The 21718-nt window shown below is 67.0% G+C and carries 22 protein-coding genes and 1 riboswitch; of the genes, 7 read left to right on the forward strand and 15 right to left on the reverse strand.

The window, feature by feature from the left end; translation table 11 throughout:
- The first annotated feature begins 4 nt into the window (after window positions 1-4).
- The 3 genes from cobT to ACFFJ6_RS00385 all read left to right on the forward strand — a co-directional run bounded on the left by cobT (window position 5) and on the right by ACFFJ6_RS00385 (window position 2136).
- Complete coding sequence (gene cobT / locus ACFFJ6_RS00375) at window positions 5-1060, forward strand: nicotinate-nucleotide--dimethylbenzimidazole phosphoribosyltransferase (RefSeq protein WP_378383193.1); 1056 nt, start codon at window positions 5-7, stop codon at window positions 1058-1060.
- 18 nt (window positions 1061-1078) lie between these two features.
- Entirely contained in the window at window positions 1079-1750 is a 672-nt protein-coding gene (bluB, locus tag ACFFJ6_RS00380) for a 5,6-dimethylbenzimidazole synthase (protein ID WP_378383195.1), read from the forward strand.
- A 140-nt stretch (window positions 1751-1890) separates the two neighbouring features.
- Window positions 1891-2136 carry a hypothetical protein gene (locus tag ACFFJ6_RS00385; RefSeq protein WP_378383197.1) on the forward strand — a complete coding sequence of 82 codons (246 nt, stop codon included), beginning with the start codon at window positions 1891-1893 and terminating at the stop codon, window positions 2134-2136.
- A 274-nt stretch (window positions 2137-2410) separates the two neighbouring features.
- Here ACFFJ6_RS00385 and ACFFJ6_RS00390 read toward each other — a convergent pair whose 3' ends face one another.
- Window positions 2411-2890, reverse strand: a complete 480-nt coding sequence (locus ACFFJ6_RS00390; protein WP_378383199.1) for a hypothetical protein — start codon at window positions 2888-2890, stop codon at window positions 2411-2413.
- Between the two features lie 113 nt (window positions 2891-3003).
- The gene (locus ACFFJ6_RS00395; RefSeq protein WP_378383201.1) at window positions 3004-3216 is read right to left on the reverse strand and encodes an FmdB family zinc ribbon protein; all 213 of its coding nucleotides are present in this window, start codon (window positions 3214-3216) and stop codon (window positions 3004-3006) included.
- A 98-nt stretch (window positions 3217-3314) separates the two neighbouring features.
- On the opposite strand from ACFFJ6_RS00395, the gene cutA reads away from it, so the two are divergent.
- Window positions 3315-3641: a divalent-cation tolerance protein CutA gene (gene cutA / locus ACFFJ6_RS00400; protein ID WP_378383203.1), complete on the forward strand. Its 327-nt coding sequence runs from the start codon at window positions 3315-3317 to the stop codon at window positions 3639-3641.
- Here cutA and ACFFJ6_RS00405 read toward each other — a convergent pair.
- Together ACFFJ6_RS00405 and ACFFJ6_RS00410 are read right to left on the reverse strand one after the other, a co-directional pair.
- Window positions 3583-4095, reverse strand: a complete 513-nt coding sequence (locus ACFFJ6_RS00405) for a GIY-YIG nuclease family protein (protein WP_378383205.1) — start codon at window positions 4093-4095, stop codon at window positions 3583-3585. The two genes, cutA and ACFFJ6_RS00405, sit on opposite strands and share 59 nt — an antisense overlap.
- Window positions 4096-4142: 47 nt before the next feature.
- Window positions 4143-4337: a hypothetical protein gene (locus tag ACFFJ6_RS00410; RefSeq protein WP_378383207.1), complete on the reverse strand. Its 195-nt coding sequence runs from the start codon at window positions 4335-4337 to the stop codon at window positions 4143-4145.
- A 287-nt stretch (window positions 4338-4624) separates the two neighbouring features.
- Here ACFFJ6_RS00410 and ACFFJ6_RS00415 point away from each other — a divergent pair, with 287 nt between their 5' ends.
- The gene (locus ACFFJ6_RS00415; protein ID WP_378383209.1) at window positions 4625-5599 is read left to right on the forward strand and encodes a YheT family hydrolase; all 975 of its coding nucleotides are present in this window, start codon (window positions 4625-4627) and stop codon (window positions 5597-5599) included.
- 182 nt (window positions 5600-5781) lie between these two features.
- Here ACFFJ6_RS00415 and ACFFJ6_RS00420 read toward each other — a convergent pair whose 3' ends face one another.
- The 3 genes from ACFFJ6_RS00420 to ACFFJ6_RS00430 all read right to left on the reverse strand — a co-directional run bounded on the left by ACFFJ6_RS00420 (window position 5782) and on the right by ACFFJ6_RS00430 (window position 8993).
- On the reverse strand, window positions 5782-6999 hold the full coding sequence (locus tag ACFFJ6_RS00420) for an ABC transporter substrate-binding protein (protein WP_378383211.1): 1218 nt from the start codon (window positions 6997-6999) through the stop codon (window positions 5782-5784).
- Window positions 7000-7060: 61 nt separating this feature from the next.
- Window positions 7061-8038 (reverse strand): Bug family tripartite tricarboxylate transporter substrate binding protein, encoded by a 978-nt coding sequence (locus ACFFJ6_RS00425; protein ID WP_378383213.1) that lies wholly within the window; start codon window positions 8036-8038, stop codon window positions 7061-7063.
- Between the two features lie 76 nt (window positions 8039-8114).
- Complete coding sequence (locus ACFFJ6_RS00430; protein ID WP_378383215.1) at window positions 8115-8993, reverse strand: IclR family transcriptional regulator; 879 nt, start codon at window positions 8991-8993, stop codon at window positions 8115-8117.
- A gap of 150 nt (window positions 8994-9143) precedes the next feature.
- Here ACFFJ6_RS00430 and ACFFJ6_RS00435 point away from each other — a divergent pair, with 150 nt between their 5' ends.
- Window positions 9144-9332, forward strand: a complete 189-nt coding sequence (locus ACFFJ6_RS00435; protein WP_378383217.1) for a hypothetical protein — start codon at window positions 9144-9146, stop codon at window positions 9330-9332.
- Window positions 9333-9655: 323 nt separating this feature from the next.
- Complete coding sequence (fsrB, locus tag ACFFJ6_RS00440) at window positions 9656-10969, forward strand: siderophore utilization protein FsrB (RefSeq protein ID WP_378383219.1); 1314 nt, start codon at window positions 9656-9658, stop codon at window positions 10967-10969.
- Here fsrB and uca read toward each other — a convergent pair.
- From uca to ACFFJ6_RS00480, 8 genes are all read right to left on the reverse strand, one after another.
- Entirely contained in the window at window positions 10911-14459 is a 3549-nt protein-coding gene (gene uca, locus ACFFJ6_RS00445) for an urea carboxylase (protein ID WP_378383221.1), read from the reverse strand. The two genes, fsrB and uca, sit on opposite strands and share 59 nt — an antisense overlap.
- A 2-nt stretch (window positions 14460-14461) precedes the next feature.
- Window positions 14462-15097: an urea amidolyase associated protein UAAP2 gene (locus tag ACFFJ6_RS00450; protein WP_378383223.1), complete on the reverse strand. Its 636-nt coding sequence runs from the start codon at window positions 15095-15097 to the stop codon at window positions 14462-14464.
- Window positions 15098-15099: 2 nt separating this feature from the next.
- Window positions 15100-15942, reverse strand: a complete 843-nt coding sequence (locus ACFFJ6_RS00455) for an urea amidolyase associated protein UAAP1 (RefSeq protein ID WP_378383226.1) — start codon at window positions 15940-15942, stop codon at window positions 15100-15102.
- Between the two features lie 39 nt (window positions 15943-15981).
- Complete coding sequence (locus tag ACFFJ6_RS00460; RefSeq protein WP_378383228.1) at window positions 15982-16773, reverse strand: ABC transporter ATP-binding protein; 792 nt, start codon at window positions 16771-16773, stop codon at window positions 15982-15984.
- Complete coding sequence (locus ACFFJ6_RS00465; protein WP_378383230.1) at window positions 16770-17588, reverse strand: ABC transporter permease; 819 nt, start codon at window positions 17586-17588, stop codon at window positions 16770-16772. Before ACFFJ6_RS00465 ends, ACFFJ6_RS00460 begins: the two co-directional genes overlap by 4 nt.
- Window positions 17589-17621: 33 nt before the next feature.
- Window positions 17622-18692 (reverse strand): putative urea ABC transporter substrate-binding protein, encoded by a 1071-nt coding sequence (locus ACFFJ6_RS00470; RefSeq protein WP_378383232.1) that lies wholly within the window; start codon window positions 18690-18692, stop codon window positions 17622-17624.
- A 74-nt stretch (window positions 18693-18766) separates the two neighbouring features.
- A riboswitch (guanidine-I (ykkC/yxkD leader) is annotated at window positions 18767-18874 on the reverse strand.
- Window positions 18875-19090: 216 nt separating this feature from the next.
- Entirely contained in the window at window positions 19091-20833 is a 1743-nt protein-coding gene (locus ACFFJ6_RS00475; RefSeq protein WP_378383234.1) for a nitrilase-related carbon-nitrogen hydrolase, read from the reverse strand.
- 255 nt (window positions 20834-21088) lie between these two features.
- On the reverse strand, window positions 21089-21703 hold the full coding sequence (locus ACFFJ6_RS00480; protein WP_378383236.1) for an ANTAR domain-containing response regulator: 615 nt from the start codon (window positions 21701-21703) through the stop codon (window positions 21089-21091).
- Window positions 21704-21718 lie beyond the last annotated feature (15 nt).

Below are 21718 nucleotides of genomic sequence, written 5' to 3' on the forward strand. Positions count from 1 at the left end.
GACCATGCCGACAGACACTCTCGTTGCCTGGCAGCCGCCGACGATCGCGCCGGTGGACCGCGCGACCGAAACCGCGCTGCGCGCGCGAATCGACGGCAAGGCCAAGCCGCCGGGCTCGCTCGGCCGCATCGAGGACCTGGCGGTCGCGCTCGGCGCGATACGGCATCCGGCGGAGCCGCGGTGCGACAATGCAGTGCTGATGGTGTTCGCCGGCGACCATGGCCTCACTGCCGAGGGCGTGTCGCAATATCCCTCCGCCGTTACGGTGGCGATGGTGATGACCTATCTGGCCGGCAAGGCTTGCGCCAACGCGTTCGCGGCCGGCAGTCATGTCGACGTCCGGGTGATCGACGCCGGCGTCGCCGCCGAACTGCCGAATCATCCCGACCTGATCGACGCCAAGGTGCGGATGGGCACCGGCAACGCCGCGCGCGAGCCGGCGATGACGCCGGACGAGGCGGCGCTGGCGCTGAATCGCGGTGCCGAGCTGGCGATCGCGGAGATCAAGGCCGGCGCCGAGATCATCGCGCTCGGCGAGATGGGGATCGGCAACACCGCGTCGTCGTCGCTGCTGCTGCACCGCCTGGGGCCGGCGCCGCTCGATGCCTGTATCGGCGTCGGCGCCGGGCAGGACGCGCCCGGCATGGCGAAGAAGCGGGCCGCGATCGAGATGGCGGCCGCGCGCAGCGCGGCGACCGCGCCGTTCGAGGTGCTGTGCGAATTCGGCGGTCTGGAAATCGCCATGATGGCGGGCGCCATCCTCGGCGCGGCATCGCAGCGCCGGCCGGTGATCGTCGATGGCTTCATCGCCACCGCGGCCGCGCTGCTCGCGGTGCGGCTGGCGCCGGCGGCGCGCGGCTACTGCGTGTTCGCGCATCGCTCCGCCGAGCGCGGCCACGATCTCGCGCTTCAGGCGCTCGAAGCCAGGCCCCTGCTGGATCTCGAGCTGCGGCTCGGCGAAGGCACCGGCGCGATCCTCGCGATCCCGCTGCTGCGCGCTGCGGCGCGGCTGATGACCGATGTGGCGGACCTGTCCGATGTCCTGGCGGGCAAACTGTAAGGCGATCAGGAGAGCAGCATGAGCGTGGATCACGACGTCGCCAGGCTCAATGCGGAGCCGCCGGTATTCGATGCTGTGTTTCAGCAGAAGCTGGCCGAGCTGATCGCGTGGCGGCGCGACGTGCGCCGCTTCAAGCCTGATCCGGTCGATCCGGCGCTGGTCGAGCATCTGCTCGATCTCGCCCAGCTCTCGCCGTCGGTCGGCAACAGCCAGCCGTGGCGCTGGGTCAGCGTCGACAGCGCGCCGATGCGCGCCAGGATGCGCGACAATTTTGTCCGCTGCAACGAGATGGCGGCAAGCGTCTATCGCGGCCAGCGCGCCGCGCAGTATGCGCAGCTCAAGCTCGAAGGCATGGACGTCGCGCCGCGGCAATTCGCGCTGTTCTGCGACCGCGCGACGCCGCAGGGGCTCGGCGTCGGCCGCCAGACCATGCCGGAAGCGCTGGATTACTCGGTGGTGACGATGATCGAGACGTTCTGGCTGGCAGCACGCGCGCTCGGTCTCGGCGTCGGCTGGGTCTCGATCCTCGATCCGGGGTCGGCGACGGCCGATCTGGATGTGCCGGCGGACTGGAAGTTCATCGCCTATCTGTGCGTCGGCTGGCCGGTCGAGGAGCACGTCGACCCCGAACTCGTCCGCCTCCATTGGCAGGACCGCACCTCGGTCGGGCGCGGCGTGCTGTATCGCTGAAGCGTTAGTACGCGATCGTACTGATCGCGGCGGGTTTTTAACAGTCGTTAAGCAAAGCGGCTGTCCGCTCCCGGCTTTTGCAAGAAGTTGTCACAATTTGTCTGAATAGTCCGGCCCGTTCCGACAATGGAGGACCGGACATGATCTTTTCACGCCTACCCCGCATCGGCATTGCCACCCTGGCTGCGACCACACTGCTGTCCGCGTCGGCCATGGCCAACAATCAAGGCCAGCAGCGCAACGCCGCCGAGGCGACGTCGAACGGCTGCAGCTCCTACATGAAGGCGCCGGACGGAAGCTGGACGCCCATTCCCTGCAGCGAAGCCGGCGCCAGCGCATCCGCGGCGCGTCGCACCAACACCCGGACGACCGAAAAGGCCGACTAGCTGTCGGCGAGATCAGGCGCTGTCGGACTGATCACCGGGGCGACGCCATGGTGAGGGGGCGGGTACCGCCGCCTCGAACCATTGCGCACTGCACCGCGTCTCAGTGCCTTCTAGAGCGCGTCGTATGCGCATAGCTTCTGTCGTGCCCGGCTCATCCCAGCCTCTACGGTCGTCTCGCGTTTCGGCTGCAACACGTCGATGCCCGGCACAAGGCCGGGCATGACGGGTGGAAACGGGGCTAGCTGATTGCAAAGCCTCTCAGCCGATGAAGCGCCTAGGTGCGCTTGGTTCGCTCTTCGGTGCGCTTCGGGCTCGGACGGATCAGCAGCGGGAAGCCGGAAAAGAACGTATCGGAATCGATCAGTTCCGGGATTCCGAGCAACTGCGACAGCGTGCGTGGGCCGGTTCTGACGCCTTCATGCGAGCCGTTGCGGTGAGGCGGGGTCGGCTTGGCAGTGGCCTCGGGAGGCGCGCTGCGCGCTGCCGCGGGTGATACGGTCGGAGGCGCCTCGGCGACCGCCGGCTTCGCAGCTGCGGCCGACCTGCCCGACGGTGGTCCGCTGCGGGCGTGGCGGTTCAGGATCTCCTCGGCCCGCAGCCCGGTGCCGAACGCAGGCTCGAGCCGTAGCGTGGTGCCGCCCTGGCCGTTCGGGCCCGGGACAAGCTCCGCATTGCTGAAGCCTTGGGCCTTCAATTCGTCGAGCGCGGCCTGCGCGCGGCCAGGACTGTCGAATACGCGGGTGACGTGCGCCATCTGCTTTGCTGCCGTTTGAGGAAAGAGTTCAGCGGGCAGAACGGCGAAAGTCGCGCGTCGTTCCGCGCCGGGGCCTTCGCACGGCGACGCAGGCCGCCGCAGGCGCAGCGGCCCTAGGCGCAGAGATCCGGCATGCAACGCCCGCATCCGCCGGCGCCGTCGCACATCGGCACGTCCGGACCGGCTTTGGCCGGCTTGGCGATCAGCGACAATTGCTGGTCGAGGTCGGTGCTTTCACAGGTCGGGCAGGCAGCGGTCTCGTTCGCGTACAGCAGCGTTTCGAAGCGGTGCCCGCATTTGTTACAGACATAACCGTAGATCGGCATGACGATCTCCTGGGCGGAACGGCGGATCGGGCTGCGTTAGCAAACAACCAAGTCCACCCGCAACGCGCGGGGGCTACGCCAATAGGAGGATAACGGCGATGGATCAGGCTGACGCCTGCGTGGTGATGGTAACTGCTCCCAACAAGGAGGAGGCGGAGCGATTAGCAATCGCAACACTCGAAGCCCGGCACGCCGCCTGTGTCCAGATCCAGGCGATCACCAGCCATTATTGGTGGGACGGCAAGATCACCAGCGAGGGCGAGCAGTTGCTGTTGTTCAAGACGGTTCCGGAGAAATTCGCGGCGCTGCGCGACCTGATCGTCTCGCTGCATTCCTACGATACGCCCGAGATCATCCAGCTCCCGGTCACGGCCGGGGCCGACAAGTATCTCGGCTGGCTGCGGCAGGAGGTGGCGGCGAAGTAACCAAGGTCGTCACCCACAACGGGCGCGCCGCGCCGGCGGCCAACGCCTTTATGATGGTCGATCGCGCGATGCGCCGCGGCCAGTGCAGCAGGTGGCTGCGGCAGCTCGGGCAGTCGCTGGCGCCGAAACCGGCGATCGGGGCGTGCAGAAAGCCGAGCCGGCGGACGAGTTCGCACTCATTGCCCCGCGGGATCGCCCAGGCGCCCAACACCTCGCCCGCCGTGGTGAGCTGATCGATATGCCAGCGGATCGATTTGTCGCGGCGAAAGTGGCGGCCGAGCCGGGCGCGCAAGCCGCCGGGGCCGTAAGCCGAGCCGCAATACAGATAGCGACCGGCCGCAACGGTGATCGGGGTGGCCTGGCCAAGTCGCACGCGGGGCGGCGCCGCGAGCGACAGCGCCACCACATAGGCGCCGCCAGCGTCGGGACAGGACTCGAGTGATGACCGCTGCATCGCCGCAGTGTTGCACGGCGCGGCGCACGGTCAAGCGAGGCAAGGCCTCAGTGCTTGGTCGGCACCTGGCTCGTCAGCATCCGCTTCAGCTTGGCGCGCGCCTGCATCTCGGTGGCGGATTTCATCACCAGGTCTTTGGGCGCGTCAGGCAGCGCCTTTGCCTGCGCCCATTCGATCGCTGCGAGCCGTTCCAGTTCGTCGGCCGACAGATCGCGAAACTGTCCAGTGTCCCGGGCCTTCATCGTCGCTCGTCCCATCCCGTCCGGAGCTGCGCTGGAACCGGAGCTGTTGTCTTGACCATCAGCTTATCGCGAAGCGGGCTGCGCGCAATGCCGATGCGGGGTGGTCGTCGCAATTTGCTGCGGCGGTCATGCCGAAGACGTCAGTGGGTAACATCATCTGTGCCGGCGCGAGCGCCGGACGTGTTTCGCGCGATGTCGGCACGCGGATGGTGAGGCGTTGACTGCGGCGGTGCGATGGCGGCAGTTTGCAGTGCACCTTTCCGTTTCTCCGACCCATGATTTGTCTCATGCGCGAAGGTCTGCGCGATTATCGGGCGCCGTGGTGGCTGCCGGGCGGCCATCTGCAGACGATCTGGCCGGCATTGTTTGCGAAGCCGCGGCCGAGCGAGGCCTTGCGGCTCGATCGCGAACGCTGGCGCGCGCCGGATGGTGACTTCATCGACGTCGATCATCTCGCAGGCGCTGAAGGTGCGCCGTGGCTGGTGCTGTTTCACGGCCTCGAAGGCTCGTCGTCGAGCCGCTACGCGATCGCCTTCGCGCAGGCGGCTGAGCAGCGTGGCTGGCGCTTCAGCGTGCCGCATTTTCGCGGCTGCTCCGGCGAGCCCAATCTGGCGCCGCGCTCCTATCACTCCGGTGACTTCGAGGAGATCGGCTGGATGCTCGGCCGGCTGCGCGAACGGGCCGGCGCGCCGGTGATCGCCGCCGGCGTCTCGCTCGGCGGCAACGCGCTGCTGCGCTGGACCGAGGAAGCGGGCGAGAGCGCGGCGCAGACGGTGCGCGCGGTGGCGGCGATCTCGGCGCCGCTCGACCTGCTCGCCGCTGGCGCCGCAATCGATAGCGGTCTGAACTGCCAGATCTACACCCGCAATTTCCTGCGCACCATGAAGCCGCGTGCGCTGGCGAAATGGCAGCAGCATCCCGGTCTGTTCGATCGCGACACGATGCTCGCCGCGACCACGCTGCGCGCGTTCGACGATGCGTTCACGGCGCCGTTGCACGGCTTCGCCGACGTCGATGATTACTGGACACGGGCGTCGGCGAAACCGCATCTGCACAGGATCCGTGTGCCGGCGCTGGTGCTGAACGCCCGCAACGATCCGTTCGTCCCCGGCGCCTCGCTGCCGGCGCCGCACCAGGTCGGCGACCACGTCACGCTGGTGCAGCCGAACCACGGCGGCCACGTCGGCTTCGCCACGGGGCCGTTTCCGGGGTATGTGCGGGCGATGCCGGAAGCGGTGTGCGCGTGGCTGGGGGCTGTGTAGTTTGCCTCTCCCCGCCGGTAGCGCGCCCCCTCTCCCGCTTGCGGGAGAGGGTTGGGGTGAGGGAGTCCTAGGCAGTGAGTCTATGACTCGCGGAGAGGAGTGCCCTCACCCGGATCGCTACGCGATCCGACCTCTCCCGCAAGCGGGAGAGGTTGCGCCGTGCCGGACCGATCAGCAGTACCCTACTCCTTCGCCTGGTCGGTGATGATGTCGCCGTAGCGTTCCCATTTTTCGCCGTCGAACTTGGCCATCTGGAACTGCTTGTTGACGCGGTAGTCGGTCGGCGTGGTGGTGACGGTGATGCCGGGCAGCAGCATGTCGAGCGGGACGTTGGTGAGGTTGCTGGCCTGGCGCATGACGTTGTCGCGCGTCAGGTCGTCGCCGCATTGCTTCAGCACCTGCACCAGCAGCTGCGCGGTGATGTAGCCGTAGACGTTGAAGCTCGAATTGCGGTCGCCGTCCGGATAGTACTTCGCCATGAAGTCGAGATAGCGCTTGTTGCCCTCGTCATTGGCCCATTGCGGATCGTCCGGCTCCTTGACGTAGCCGACGCTGATCACGCCCTTGGAGGCCTCCAGCCCGGCCGGCTTCAGCACCGCGCCGATCGAGCCGGCGTTGATGTCGATGATGTGGATCGGATGCCAGCCGATCTCGTACAGCTTCTTGATCGCCTGCGCGGCCTGCTTCGGCGTCGCGGCGCTGAACAACAGGTCGGCGCCGGAGTCGCGGATCTTGAGGATCTGCGAGTCGATGGTCGGCTCGGACAGTTCGTAGGACGCTTCGGCGACGATCATCTTGGCCGCCTTGTCGCCGAGCCCGGCCTTGATGCCGGCCAGATAGTCCTTGCCGAGGTCGTCGTTCTGCCACAGCACGCCGACCTTGGCGTTCGGATGTTCCTTGAGAATGAACTGGCCGTAGATCCGACCCTCGACGAAGTAGCTCGGGTTGAAGCCCATCGTCCAGGGGAAGTTCTTCGGATCGGTGAAACGCGCCGCGCCGGTGGCGGCGAACAGCTGCGGCACCTTCTTGGCGTTGAGATATTTTAGCACTGCGGCGTTGGGCGCGGTGCCGATGATCTGGAACGTCAGCAGCACCTCGTCGCCCTCGACCAGCTTGCGCACCTGCTCCACCGTCTTGGGCGGCGAGTAGGCATCGTCGTACTGGATCAGGTTGATCTTGCGGCCACCAACGCCGCCCCGCTCGTTGACCATCCGCATATAGGCGGCCTGGGTCTTGGCGATCGACGAATAGGCCGATGCGGGACCTGACAGCGGCACGGTCTGGCCGACCTTGATCTCGCTGTCGGTGGCGCCCGTATCGTATTTCTTCTGCGCGTGGGCGGCCGGTGCGGCGCACGCGATGGCCATCGCGGCGGCGAGGCCGACGGCTAGTTTCCTCATGGCGTTCCTCGTTTTATGATGGTCGACGTGTTGTTGTTGTCCGCCGGCGACCGGCGGATCTTTACTGCTGCCCTTTCAGGCCGGCCTCTTCGATCACCTTGCTCCATTTGCTGGTTTCGTCGTCGATGAAGCGTGCGAAGTCGGCGCCGCTGCGGCCGCTGGCCTCGAGTCCCTGATCGCGCAGCTTCTGCTTGACCGCGTCGTCATCGAGCGCGCGCAGCACCAGGCTCTCCAGCTTGGCGACGATCGGCGCCGGGGTCGCGGCCGGCGCCATGAAGCCGTACCAGCCGGCGGCGACGATCTGCGGGAAGCCTTGTTCGACCAGCGTCGGCGCGTCCGGATAGATCGTGCTGCGTGTCGCCGAGGCGACGCCGAGTACGCGGAAGTTGCCGGCCTGGATGTGCGGCAGCGCCGAACTGATCGCCGTGAAGGTGGCGTCGACACGGCCGGCGAGCAGTTCGGTGTAGGAAGCGGAGTCGCCGCGGAACGGGATGTTGAGGCCCTTGACGCCGGCGGTCTTGAACAGCAGCTCGGCGGCGAGGTGCGGCTGCGAGCCGGGACCGGGCGACGCGAAGGTCAGGCCGTCTGTCTTCGCCTTGCCGTAGGCGATCAGCTCGGGCAGCGTCTTGTAGTCGGACTTGGCGTTGATGATCAGGAAGATCGGCGCCGTCACCGCCATGGCGACCGGCACGAGCTCCTTGCGTTCGTAGCCGAGCCTGCCGAACAGCGCCTCCGCGGTGGCGTAGGGTGCGGCGACGTAGAGGAAGGTGCTGCCGTCGGGCGCCGCCTTGGCGACCATCTCGTTGGCGATGCGGGTGCCGGCGCCGGGCTTGTTCTCGACGATGAACTGCTGCCTCAGCTCGCGCTCGAAGTACGCGTTGAAGATCCGCAGCGAAATGTCGTTGGCGCCGCCGGCGCCGTAAGGCGAGATCATCCGCACCAGCCGCGTCGGCCATTCCGCGTCGGCGAAAGCGGGCGGCGCCGGAGCGGCGGCGAATGCGGCGGCCGCAGCGAGCAGCGTGCGTCGAGTCAGGGGCATGTCGTCCTCCTGGTGTCTCCGGTCCGCTCGTTGCGCTGGCGGCCCTGGCGTTGTTCGATCGACGTCGCCGCAGAATTCAGGGTGCGGGCCGGCCCGTGCGTGGCGGGATTTCAGGCTCCGGTTCGCCGACCAGCGCGCGAATGCTGGCGGCGAGCGCGCGCAGCCGCGGGCCGATCTCGGCCTCAAGCTGGCCCGGCTGCAGGCGGAATTCCGGAATGCCGCAATTGATCGCAAAGGTCCGCTGCAGCGACTTGGCGCGAAACAGCGGGGCCGCGACCGCGTGGATCGACGGCATGTATTCGCCGAAACAGGTGCAGAAGCCGCGCTCGGCGCACTGCGCCAGGCCGGAGCGATACAGCTCGGCGTAGCTTTCCCATATCGCCGGATCCGACGCGGCGAGACGTGTCGCCAGCGCGGTGGCGTCGTCATCCGGCAGCAACGCGGCGGCCGCTCGCCCCATCGCGGTGCGGACCACCGGGATCGGCAGGCCGATATCCGGACTATGCGGGCCGACATCGCCGGAGCGCGCGGTCTCGACATAGATGATCGACGGCCCTTCGAGCAGGCCGATCGAGACGGTGCCACGCACGCTGACGGCGAGATCCTGCATCAGCGGCCGCGCGATCTGGCGGAACGGCATATCGGCGAGCAGCGGACGGACGATCCGCAGCGCGCGGGTGCCGAGGCCGTATTTCGAAATCGCCGGGTCGTAGCGCAGGTAGCCGAGCTCGGCGAGCGTATGCGTCAGCCGCGCCACGGTCGGCCGCGGAATGCCGGTGCGCGCCGAGATCTGCATGTTGCCGAGCAGCGGAGCGGCGGCGTCGAACGCCTCCAGTACGATCAGCCCCTTGGCGAGCGTCGTGGCGAACGCCGCGTCGCCGGCGCTCTCCGCCAGCATGGCTTCCGCGGTCAGGAGTGGCGTGGCGTGCGGGTGGGACGGCGTGTCTTCAATCATGCGGCGCATTATGAAGACGAATATCGCGATGTCCAATTATTATCGAAATGATCGATAATACGTCCACTATGTGGACGATGAGCGGCCCGGCACCATTTCCAGCGATGCGCGTTGTTCCAGCAACCAGGCAGGAAAGGCGGAGGATAAGCGATGCCGGATCCAACAGGCGGAGATGAACTCGAGCCGGACGACTTTCCGGTTCACGCGGAGCGAAACGAGCTGAAAACGCAGGACGGCGAAAAGATCGCCGAGGCGAAGACCAAGCAACTCGCCGAGAACATTGCGCAGCGCCTCAACGAGCAAGCGCATCGCGAGGAAGAGGATCGCTGGTCGGCGTGAGCATTGCGGAACCGCGCACGAGCCTGATAAGCGCGCGGTTCCGCCGAGGCACGATGTCGCATCGTTGATCGCGTCGTGGTTCTCAGCAAAGGCGCGGAGGAAGCGCGCCGCGTAGTTTGAAACGATTCCAGGCGCGCAAGTCTGTACTCGGCGGCGTAACGCGTTAGAGCGGGTCAGAACGGTTCTGACCAGCGACGATGCGCCATGACACAGTCAGCTTTTCCTCGGCCAACTTTTCTGCCGCTCTTTCTCGTGTGCGGGACGAAGCCTCGTCCCGGGTGCAGTCCGGCTGTTGCCGTGCGCTCCAACGTCGGGAGCGACGCATGAGAGCGATCTTTGGACGCTTGCATCGCTGGGCCGGGCTGCTTACCGCCGCGTTCCTGTTCTTCTCCGGTGTGACCGGCGCGATCATCTCGTGGGACCACGAGATCGACGAGACCCTCAACGCCAAGTTCTACGATGTCACATCACCGGGGCCGGCGATTCCCTCGGTCGATCTCGCCGCCAAGATCGAACAGCGCGATCCGCGGGCGCGCGTCATCTTCTTTCCGATGACGCCGGAGCCGGGCCATTCGCTGGCGTTCTTCGTGCAGCCGCGGATCGACCCGGCGACTGGCAAGCGCTACACGCTCGACTATAACCAGATCTTCCTCGACCCCAATACCGGCACCGAATTGGGCCGGCGTTACTGGGGCGCGGTGTGGCCGGTCACCAGCGAGAACTTCGTCTCGTTTCTGTACAAGCTGCACTACACCATGCAGGTCCCCGAATTCTGGGGCAGCGACCGCTGGGGCGCGCGGCTGCTCGGCATCATCGCGATCATCTGGACGATCGACTGCTTCGTCGGCTTCTACCTGACGCTGCCGGCCCGCAAGCTGATGCGCGCCGGGCAGGCGCCGGCGGTGAAGCGCGAGCTCGGCAAGGGCTTCTGGGCGCGCTGGGCGCCGGCCTGGAAGATCAAGACCTCGGGCAGCGCCTACCGGATCAATTTCGACATTCACCGCGCCTTCAGCCTGTGGACCTGGGCGGTGCTGTTCGTGGTCGCCTTCACGGCGTTTTCGCTCAACCTGTATTTCGAGGTGTTTTCGCCGCTGATGAAGACGGTGTCGAACTACACGCCGACGCCGTTCGAGCAGCGGCCCTATCGCAGCCTCGACGATCCCATCGAGCCGAAGATGACGTTCGCCCAGATCGCCGAGCGTGCCGCCGCGGACGGCAAGGCGCGCGGGTTCACCGAGCCGGTCGGTTCGCTGTTCTACGGCCCGGCGCACGGCGTGTATGCGGCGGCGTTCTTCAAGCCGGGCGATGATCACGGCGCCGCCGGCGTCGGCCCGGCGCAGCTGTATTACGACAGCGAGGACGGCCGTCCGCTCGGCGACCGGCTGCCCTGGGTCGGCACGGCCGCCGACATCTTCGTGCAGATGCAGTTCCCGCTTCATTCCGGCCGGATCCTTGGCCTGCCGGGCCGCATCCTGATCTCGGCGATGGGTCTGGTGGTCGCGGCGCTGTCGGTGACCGGCGTGGTGATCTGGGCGCGCAAGCGGCGGGCGCGCCTGGCGTCCCGCCGTAGCGCCGCGACTACGTCGTCTCCAGGGCGCACACCAGATCCCCGGCGCGCAGGGTCTGCCCCGGCTTGACGTTCACGCTGCGGACGACGCCCTGCACCGTCGCGGGAATCGCGATCTCCATCTTCATGGATTCGATCACCGCGATGGTCTGCCCGGCCTCGACCGTCGCGCCTTCCGCCACCGTGAGCTTCCAGACATTGCCCGGCACTTCGGAGAACACGCCGACGTGGCCGTCCGGAATGTCCTCGCTCGGCCCTTCGGCGAGGTCGGCATCGTCGGCGACCTGATCGAGCCGCAGCTCCTTCCAGCGCTGGCGCTCGGCTTCGAACGCCGCCTGCTGCGTCGTCTTGAAGGCGGTGATCGACGCGGCGTTGTCCTGCAGGCTTTTGGCGTAGTCGGCTGCTGAGAACACAGTGTCTTCGATCTGCAGCGGATAGGCGCCGTGCGGAAACGCCTCGCGGGCGTCGAGCAGTTCCTCGGCGCTCACCGGGAAGAACCGGATCTGGTCGAAGAACCGCAGCAGCCAGGGATGGCCCGGCTTGAACTCCGGCGTCGAGCGCCAGGCGTTCCACATCTGGATGGTGCGGCCGAACAGCTGATAGCCGCCGGGGCCTTCCATGCCGTAGATGCACATATAGGCGCCGCCGATGCCGACGGCGTTCTCCGGCGTCCAGGTCCGGGCCGGATTGTACTTCGTCGTCACCAGCCGATGCCGCGGATCGACCGGGGTCGCCACCGGCGCGCCGAGATAAACGTCGCCGAGGCCGAGCACCAGATAGCTGGCGTCGAACACGATGCGCTGGACCGCGTCCTCGTCGGGCAGGCCGTTGATGCGACGGATGAACTCGATGTTGGACGGACACCACGGCGCATCCGGCCGCACCAGCTCCTGATACTTGCGCATCGCCAGCACCGCCTGCGGATCGTTCCACGACAGCGGCAGATGCACGATGCGGCTCGGCACCTGCATGGCGTCGACCGCCGGCAGGTCGCGTTCGAGTTCGCCGAGCACATTGAGCAGCTTGCGGCGCGAGAGCTGCGTGCTGTCGTAGTGGATCTGCAGCGAGCGGATGCCGGGCGTCAGATCGATCAGTCCGGGCAGCCTGGCCTGCGCCACCGCCTCGGCCAGCACATGCACGCGCAGCCGCAGCGCGATGTCGAGCTCCATCGGGCCGTATTCGATCAACAAATTGTCGTCGCCGGCGCGGCGATACACCACCGGAATCGCCTGATCGTCGCGGCGGCCGACGATCGCCGAGCCGAGCTCGGGCGACGCGCGCAGCACCGTCGGCCCCGCCACCGGATCCTCGGCGCGGGCGATCGGCACGAAGCGCAGCTTGTCGCCCGGGCGAAGCTGGCCGACCTTCCACAGCTCCTCGCGGGCCACCACGGCCGGGCAGACGAAGCCGCCGAGGCTCGGGCCATCGGGGCCGAGGATGATCGGCATGTCGCCGGTGAAGTCGATCGAGCCGATCGCGTAGGCATTGTCGTGGATGTTGGAGGGATGCAGCCCGGCCTCGCCGCCGTCGGTGCGCGCCCATTGCGGCTTCGGGCCGATCAGCCGCACGCCGGTGCGCGCCGAATTGAAGTGCACCTCGTAGGTCGCGTCGAACAGCGTCGCGATGTCGTCGTCGCGGAAGAAGTCCGGCGCGCCGTGCGGGCCGTAGATCACGCCGATCCGCCAGTCGCGGGTGAGCGGCGGGATCTCCTCCGCCGTCGCGGCGCGCGGCGTCGGAAGCGGCGCGGCGGGCGCCGCGACGTGCAGCACGTCGCCGGCCTTCAGCACGCCGGTGGCGTGGCCGCCGAACGCGCCGAGCATGAACACCGCGCGCGAGCCGAGGATCTTTGGCGCGTCGAAGCCGCCGCGCACCGCCAGGTAGCAGCGCTGGCCCGATCCTTCGACCTTGCCGATCGCCAGCGTCTGGCCGGCTTTCACGGCGATCGGCGCATGATGGCCGACCTCGCCGCCGTCGAGCCGCGCCACCATATGGGCGCCGGCCAGCGCCACCACCGCATCGGTGTTGAAGCGCAGCGTCGGGCCGTTGACGGTGAGTTCGAGCGCCGCGGTGGTCTCTGGATTGCCGGCCAGGCGATTGGCCAGCCGGAACGAGCGCTCGTCCATCGGGCCGCTCGGCGGCACGCCGACATGCCACAGATGCAGCCGCCCCGGCAGTTCCTGCAGGCCGGACTGCGCGCCGGGCGCCAGCACGTCGATGGTGCTCGGTGCAAACGCAAAGCTCGCCAGCACATTGGTGGCGACGCGGCCGCTGTGAAACACTTCCGCCTGGGCGATCGCCCGCAAGTAGTCGAGATTGGTTTCGATGCCGGCGACGGCCGTGTCGCGCAACGCGTCGATTAGCTTGGCGATCGCGCGGGGCCGGTCCTCGGCATGGACGATGATCTTCGCCAGCATCGGATCGTAGAACGGCGTCACCTCGACGCCGGTCTCGATCCAGCCGTCGATCCGCGCGCTATCGGGAAACGCCACTTGCGTCAGCCGGCCGGCGGAGGGGCGGAAGCCGGCGTTGGGATTTTCCGCATACAGCCGCACTTCGATCGCCGCGCCCTGCGGTGCGCGGGGCGTATAGGTTGCCAGCGGGCTGTCGCCGGCGGCCTGCCGCACCATCCATTCGACGAGGTCGACGCCGAACACCGCCTCGGTGACCGGATGCTCGACCTGCAGGCGCGTGTTGACTTCGAGGAAGTAGAAATCCTCGCGATCGACGTCGTAGATGAACTCGACGGTGCCGGCGGATTCGTAGTTCACGCTCTGGCCGAGCGCGACCGCGGCCCGATGCAGCCGCGTGCGCATCGCCTCGGAGATGCCCGGCGCCGGGGTTTCCTCGACGACCTTCTGGTTGCGCCGCTGCAGCGAGCAGTCGCGTTCGCCGAGCGCGATCACGCCGCCTTGGCCGTCGCCGAAGATCTGCACCTCGATGTGCCGCGCCACCGCGACGAAGCGCTCGAGATAGACCCGGGCATCGCCGAACGAGGCACGCGCGGTGCGCTGCACGGTGGCGAAGCGGTCGCGCAGCGTCGCCTCGTCGTGGCAGAGCTGCATGCCGATGCCGCCGCCGCCCGCGGTGCTCTTCAGCATCAGCGGGAAGCCGATCCGCGCCGCCTCGGTCAGCGCCTCGTCGATCGTCTCCAAAAGGCCCGATCCCGGCAGCAACGGCACGTTGCTTTGCTGCGCGATCTCACGCGCCTTGTGCTTCAGGCCGAAGGCGTCGAGATGCTCCGGCCGCGGGCCGATGAAGGCGATGCCGTGCTGCGCCAGCCGCTCGGCGAAGCCGCGGTTTTCCGACAGGAAGCCATAGCCGGGGTGCACCGCCTGCGCGCCGGTGGCGAGGCAGGCCGCAATGATCGCGTCGACATTGAGATAGCTCTCGGCCGCCGGCGCGGGACCGACGCGGACGGCTTCGTCGGCGTCCAGCACCGCGCGGGTGAAGCGGTCGGCGTCGGAATAGACCGCCACCGAGCGGATGCCCATGCGGCGCAGCGTGCGGCCGATCCGCGAGGCGATTTCGCCGCGGTTGGCAATCAGGACCTTATCGAACATGATCAGTCCTCGCCCGCCTCGTAGATCACCACCTGCACCGGCGTCGGGAAGAAGCCGTTGCAGGGGTTGTTGACCTGCGGGCAGTTCGAGATCAGGCACAGCACGTCCATCTCGGCGACCATCTCGACGTAGTCGCCGGGCTTCGACACGCCGTCGACCACGGTGAAATTGCCGGATGGATCGATCGGCACGTTCATGAAGAAGTTCAGGTTCGGCACGATGTCGCGCTTCGACAGGCCATGCTTGGCGGCTTCGATGATGAAGTTCTCGCGGCAGGCGTGCAGGTACTTGGTCTGGTGGCCGAACCGCACGGTGTTGCTCTCGCACGAACAGGCGCCGGCCGAGGTGTCGTGCAGGCCGCAGCTGTCCGCGACCATGCGCAGCATGGTGCGGCCTTCGGTCGACATGATGCGCGTGCCGGTCGACACATAGGCCGAGCCCTGCGCGCGCAACGTATCCTGACCGCTGTAGCGCTCGCCGTGATCATCGGCGGCGTAGAACAGCGTATCGACCGCCTGCTGGCCGTGGCTGTCGACGATGCGGAGCGTCTGGCCCTTGCGGATGATCGCCGACCACGGCACGCGGGCGGGAATCGTGGTGTCGAGCACGATGCGGGCGGAGGCGGGAATCGCGGTCATGCTCACGCCCTCCCTGCAACGCCGGAGGCGAGATAGAACGCGTTGTTCTCGAACGCGCGCTTGGCTTCGAGCGAGACCGTGCGGCACAGATCGTCGGCGGCGGGCTCGGGGGCCTGATAGCGGATGATCTCGACATCGCCGGGCGCGTAGGTCGGTGACGGATCGAGCGGATGCGGACAGTTCGACAGCGCCACCAGCAGGTCGAGCTCGGCGCGCAGGTCGACGAAGTCGCCCTTGGTACGGCGCTCGCCATGCCATTCGAACCGCCCCTGTGCGTCGACATTCACCGGCGCGAACAGCGAGACGCACGGGTGCAGGTCGCGGCGGTCGAGCCCGAGCTTGCCGGCGGCGAGCACGAAGTTGTCACGGGTGTTGCGGAAGTTCTTGGCGCCGTAGCGCGCCGCGTTGGTGGCAGCGTTGGAGCCGCCCACCATGGTGTCGTGCGCGCCGCTGGTGTCCTGCACGATCGACAGCAGCGCCCGGCCCATATCGGACAGGATCACGCGGCCTTTGCGCAGGCTCGCCGCCCATTGCACCTTGATGGTGTCGGCGTGGTTCAGCCGCTCGCTCGGGTCGTGCGCATTCCAGGCCTGCAGGCTGACGCAGGCGGTGCCGCTGGCATTGACGATGCGCAGCGCCTCGCCGCGCGCGAGCTTCGTGACCCAGTACCAGCCGCCCGGCACGGTCTCGCGATGGATGATCGCGTCCTCGGCGATCGGCGCGCCGTCGCGCGGCGTCGGCGGCGGCAGCGCCTTCGGCGCCTGCTGCTGGCCGAGCGCCTTGTGGTGTTCGTAGCGCTGGCGGTTGGCCTCGACTTCGGCCTTCTCGTGCTCTGTCAGGATCATGGTTGTCTTCCCATCAGACAAACGCCGGGTCGTCCCGGCTCATGCTCCCTGTTCGGCCGGGTCGTCCCGGCCGGAGCGGTTCGGATGCACCAGCCGCGGCTGCGCGACGCGCCGCGGATAGATTTCGAGGTCGCGCGAGATCGTCGCGCCGTAACGTTCACGTTCTTCGGGGCGGTCGCGGTGGCGCTCGAACGCGATCACCCGCGTCGCCAGCCGGAACGCTTCCGACAGATCGTGCGTCACCATCACCACGGTGAGTTCGGTCTCGTTCCACAGCCGCTTCATCAGTTCGTGAATCTCGGCGCGGATACCCGGATCGAGCGCGCCGAACGGCTCGTCGAGCAGCAGGATTTTTGGTCCGCGCATGATCGCCTGCGCCAGCGCGAGGCGCTGCTGCATGCCGCCGGACAGCGCCGCCGGATATTTCGACTCGTGGCCCTTCAGCCCGACCTCGTCGAGCAGCGCCATCGCCTGCTCGGTCGCTGCCCGCATGGCCGCGCCGAACAGCCGGCCGAGCAGCTTCGACTGCTGCAGCTCGCGGCCGAGCAGCACGTTCTGCAGCACGGTGAGATGCGGAAACACCGAGTAGCGCTGAAACACCACGCCGCGATCGGCGTCGGGCTCGGGCTTCAGCGGCGCGCCGTCGACCAGGATGCGGCCGCGGCTCGGCGTCTCCTCGCCGAGCAGCATCCGCAGGAAGGTGGTCTTGCCGCAGCCCGACGGTCCGACCAAAGCGAGAAAGGCGCGCGGCGCGACGTCGAGCGTGATGCGCTCGAGCACGATGTGATCGCCGTATTCCTTCCAGACATCCTCGAAGCGGATCGCGCTCATTCCGCCCTCACCGATGCAAACCACGGGAAGGCCTTGCGCTGTAGCAGCCGCAGCGCGAAGTCCATGGCGAAGGCGAGCAGCGTGATCCAGATGACGTAAGGGATGATGATGTCCATCGCCAGATAACGCCGCACCAGGAAGATCCGATAGCCGAGGCCGGAGTCCGAGGCGATCGCCTCGGCGGCGATCAGGAACAGCCAGGCGGGGCCGAGCTGCAGCCGCAGCGAGTCGATCAGCCGCGGCAGGATCTGCGGCAGCACGACGCGGAGCGCGATCTGCCAGGTCGAGCCGCCGAGGGTCTGCGCCTTGATCAGTTGCTCGCGCGGCAGCTCCTGCACCTTCATCGACAGGTCGCGGATGATGCAGGGCAGCGTGCCGATCACGATCAGCGCGATTTTGGAATTCTCGCCGAGCCCCATCACGATGAACAGGATCGGCAGCAGCGCCAGCGGCGGCACCATCGAGGTGACCGAAACGAACGGGCCGAGCAGCGCGTTCGCGCTCGGCAGCAGGCCGATAACGATGCCGAGTAGCAGCGCCGCCGCGGTCGAGATCGCCAGCGCCGACACCAGCCGGATCACGCTGGCGATCGTGTCGGTCCACATCAGATAGTTGCCGGTGCGGGCGTCGACCTGAAACGCCATCTGCTTGACCGCCTGCATCATGCTGGTCAGCGCCGGCAGCAGCTTGTCGTTGGGGTTCTCCGCCAGCCGCGCCTCGGAGCCGACGAAGTAAGCGATCGCCACCAGCACGAACGGCAGCGCGGCCATGTAGAAGGCCAGTTGCCGTCCGGGTCTGATGTTGATGAGGCGCATCGTCGAGTTCCGAGATTGCTGGAGAGCGGCTGCTTACAGCTTGCCCTGCGCGGCCATGTCCATGTAGCTGGCGTCGAAGCGCAGCTTCACGTTGGACTTGTCGCCCAGCACGGTCTTGTCGGCGAGCTCGATGCCGACCGCGTCGGCCGACTTCGCGCCCTTGCCGAGCAGATCCTTCTCGAACAGGAATTTGCGGACGCGGTCCATCGTGGCGCCGACCGTGGCGCTCTTGGTGAAGGCCTCGGCGTCGGCGGCCTTGTCGAACAGCTTGGTCGAGGCGAGCTGGCTGTCGAAGCCGGCGAGATCGGTGCCGGAGGCCTTCGCCATCGCTTCCTTGGCGGCTTTGCCTTCGGCGCCGGCCGCCTGCATCTTGCTGATCGTCTCGTACCAGATCCCGACCAGCGCCTTGGCGAAGTTCGGATTGTCCTTTACGACGCCGGTGTTGGCGACCATCAGGTCCATGATCTCACCGGGAATCTGCGAGGAGTCGAACACCTTCTTGGCGTCCGGCGCGGACAGGATTTCGGAGACGATCGGATTCCAGGTCACGACCGCCGTGACTTCCGGCGTCTTGTAGGCGGCGGCGAGGTCGGCGTCGGAAGTGTTGACGACCTTGATGTCCTTCTCGCTGAGACCCTTGGTCTCCAGCGCGCGCGCCAGCAGATAATGCGACACCGAGAACTCGACGAGATTGACCTTCTGCCCTTTGATGGCGGCGAGGTCGGTCTTGTTCTTCAGGATCACCGCGTCGTTGCCGTTGGAGAAGTCGCCCATCACCACCGCGGTGGTATCGACGCCGCCCGCGGCCGGGATCGACAGCGCGTCCATGTTGGTGATCGTCACCGCGTCGTAGCCGCCGGCGGTGTACTGGTTGATCGACTCGACGTAGTCGTTGAACTGCTTCACCTCGATGGTGATGCCGTATTTGTCGGCCCATTTCTTGACGATGCCGGTGTCGGCCGCATAGCCCCAGGGCATCCAGCCGACATAGATCGACCAAGCGACCTTGAAGTCCTTTTTCGGCGCGGCGGAGGCTCCGGCGACGCTGAGCGCCACGATCGAGCCGGCGAGAATCAGGGAAGACAGGAAACGTGTTGTCCGCATCGGTCAGTTCCTCACATCAAGACACAATGAGGAATTGAAACGGACCATCGTTTGCCAATTCCTCGGCTTACGAGGCCTCCCGGGCTTTTATCCCGCCGTGCGTCCGAGGGATGTCTCCCCTCGGGGGGCAGCTCTCGGACCAGCACCTTGCGAACAAGGCCGGAACCCTAGCCACCAACTCTGCGGCCGAGTTAACGTCGAGTCCGTGCGGTTGAAAAGATGCCGCAGGCACAAACAATGTGCAGCGGCTGCGGTTTCTTGCGCCAGCCTGCCGCGCGTGAGGTCGTTGCAGGTATTAGATTGTACCGAATTGACCGGTTCGACGATCAAGGCCCGGCAGGCCATGAAGCCGTGCCCGATCATGTCCTTCGGCAGATCTCGGCCGATCAGCGTCGGCGCTACTGATGCCAGGTGACCAGCGGCAGGTAGTGATGCGGCAGGCGCATCACGATCAGATCCTTGCGCCGCACCACATTGGTCGGGTACGGGGTGTCCAGATTGCTGGTGTCGATCCGGACGCTGGCGCTCTCTTCGCCGTCGAGGATCGCCGACTCCTGACGCGGAAACGCGAAGGTGTCGGGACCGAATACGGCGCTGGCGCCGAGGAAGCCGCGCCCCGGATCGACCACATTGGCGAACGCCAGATAGATGTTGTTCTCGCCGCTCCGGGTGCGGAAGGCGTGCCAGTGATACGGGTCGGCGCCCTTCGGGATCGGGTAATTGTGCGGGATCGCGGTCCCGGCATGCGCGCCGGTGAACACGCCGGCGATCGCCGCCGGGCAGGCGACGATGTCGCAGCCGCGCAGCGCCAGCGCGCGGATCGCCTCCGGATACAGCGCGTCGTGGCCGATCGCGAGGCCGACCCGGCCGATCGCAAGATCGAACACCTTCCACTTGTCGCCCGCCGTCGCCCAGTCGGCATCGGCATTGCCGAGATGGATCTTGCGATAGCTGCCGACCAGTCCCTCCGGCCCCGCCAGCAGCGCGGTGTTGTACACGGCCGTGCCTTCGCGTTCGGCGATGCCGGCGACCAGATAGGTCCGCAGCTTCATGGCCAGCCTCGTGAACGCCGTGACGGTCGGTCCTTCAAGGGCTTCGGCGCAGGCGGCCGGATCGGTGAGGCCGGTGAGGGCGAGTTCGGGAAACACGATCATCTCGGGCGTGCCACGCGCCATCAGATCGCGGGCATGCCGTTCGATCGTCGCGAGATTCGCGGATGGATCGTCGGCGGGTGCGAACTGCACCACCGCGATTTCCGAAACCTTGCCCTTGGGGATCGGCTGATAGCCATACAGCCGGAAGAAATCGCCCGGATTCCAGGTGAAGCTGTTGCTCATCAGCTCCGCGTAGAGTTCGGGCCGCCGCTTGGCGAACACCTGCTCGCCGAGCACCTCGCGTTTGCGCACGGTGCCAGGATCGATCTGGGCGTAAGCCACGCCGTCGCCGCTGTCGATCGACGCCGCAATGCTGCCATCCGGCGCGATCACGCAACTGCCGCCGGAGAACTGCACGGTGCGCTCCAGCCCCCAGCGATTGGCCTCGATCACGTAGCAGGAGTTCTCGAACGCGCGACTGATCCAGTACGGCGCGGGGGTGCGCTCCGCCAGCCAGTTGGAGATGTGGCAGATTACGTCGGCGCCGGCGACCGCTTCGAGGCGCGCGGTTTCGAAGAAGTGCAGGTCCATGCACACCAGCAGGCCGATGCGCCCCAGCTCGGTGTCGAACACCTGATGGGCGATGTCGCCGTTCGCGGCCCATTTCGGTTCGGCAATGTAGGGATGCGATTTGCGATGCTTGCCGACCACGCCCTGCGGGCCGATCAGCACCGCGGTGTTGTAGAACAGGTCGGTGGCGGAATCGACTTCCGGCATGCCCAGCACGATGTAGCAATGATGCGCTTCGCAGATCTGCTGGAAACGGTCGGTCGATGCTCCGGGGACGGTTTCGACGAACGGTCGCATCTCGTCGCGGTCGTACCAGCAATAGCCGGTGGTCCCCATCTCGGGGGTCACGATCAGGCGTGCGCCGCCGGCCGCGGCTTCCTCGCACAACGCCACCAGCCGCGCGATGTTGCGCTCCTTCTCGTACATCGTCGGTTCGAACTGAACAGTCGCAGCGCGATAGCTCGGGGTGGTGGTCATGAACGGCTCCCAGCCGGCCGCCATCGGCCGGTCCATGATGAACGCGTCGATCGCGCGCCGCCGAGCGGCGAGAGACGCTGCGCATGTCGGTGAGCTGACGGCCCTGTCAGCAGGCAACAAAAAACCCGCACCATCCTCCGGCCGGAGGATCGAGCGGGCTGCATCGCCATGGCATGACGCGCTGGCGCGTCACGCACCTGAAGCATGGCCTCGCGATCGAGGGGATGCGCTCAGGTCCGTCTGTTTCAGACGAAGCTAAATACAAGCATCGTTCTTGAGACCGCGCAAGAGCGTTTCGGAATCGATGATCGCCTTGGCGATCTGATCGATCGGGATGCGCTGCGCCATCGCGGTCTCGCGCAACCGGGTGTACGCGTCCTGCTCGCTGATCTTGTTTGTCGCCATCAGGATGGCCTTGGCGCGGGCCACGGTCTGGCCGCCCAGCACCTTGCGCTTGTATTTGCGCGCTTCCTTTTGCAGGCGCTGGTGCTGCAGCCAAAGCTTGCGTGCGATCGCCAGATTGGTGAGCAGGCCGAACGGCCGGATCGGCCGCTCGATCACCGACAGCGCGCCGCTTTCCAGCACCATCTGCAGCATCGCAGGATTCTCGTAGCTCACCACCGCCAGGATCGTCGGCGGCGGATTCGGCAGCGCCTTGAGCAGTCGCCCGATTTCCTCGCGCGCCTCCGCCTCCATGGCGAGGAAGACGACGTCGCAGCTGTTCGGCAGCGTCGCCGGCACCGGCCAGACGATGTGCGCCGTGCAGCCGATCCGGCGCAGATGCTCGACCAACCGCTCGCCGTCCGGATCGAGCGGATGAATCACCGTGACGTCGAGGTGGCGGAGATCCTTCAGCAGCGCGAAGGACATGTCGCGGCCCGCCCC

Source organism: Rhodopseudomonas telluris, from assembly GCF_042432815.1.
GTDB lineage: Bacteria > Pseudomonadota > Alphaproteobacteria > Rhizobiales > Xanthobacteraceae > Rhodopseudomonas > Rhodopseudomonas telluris.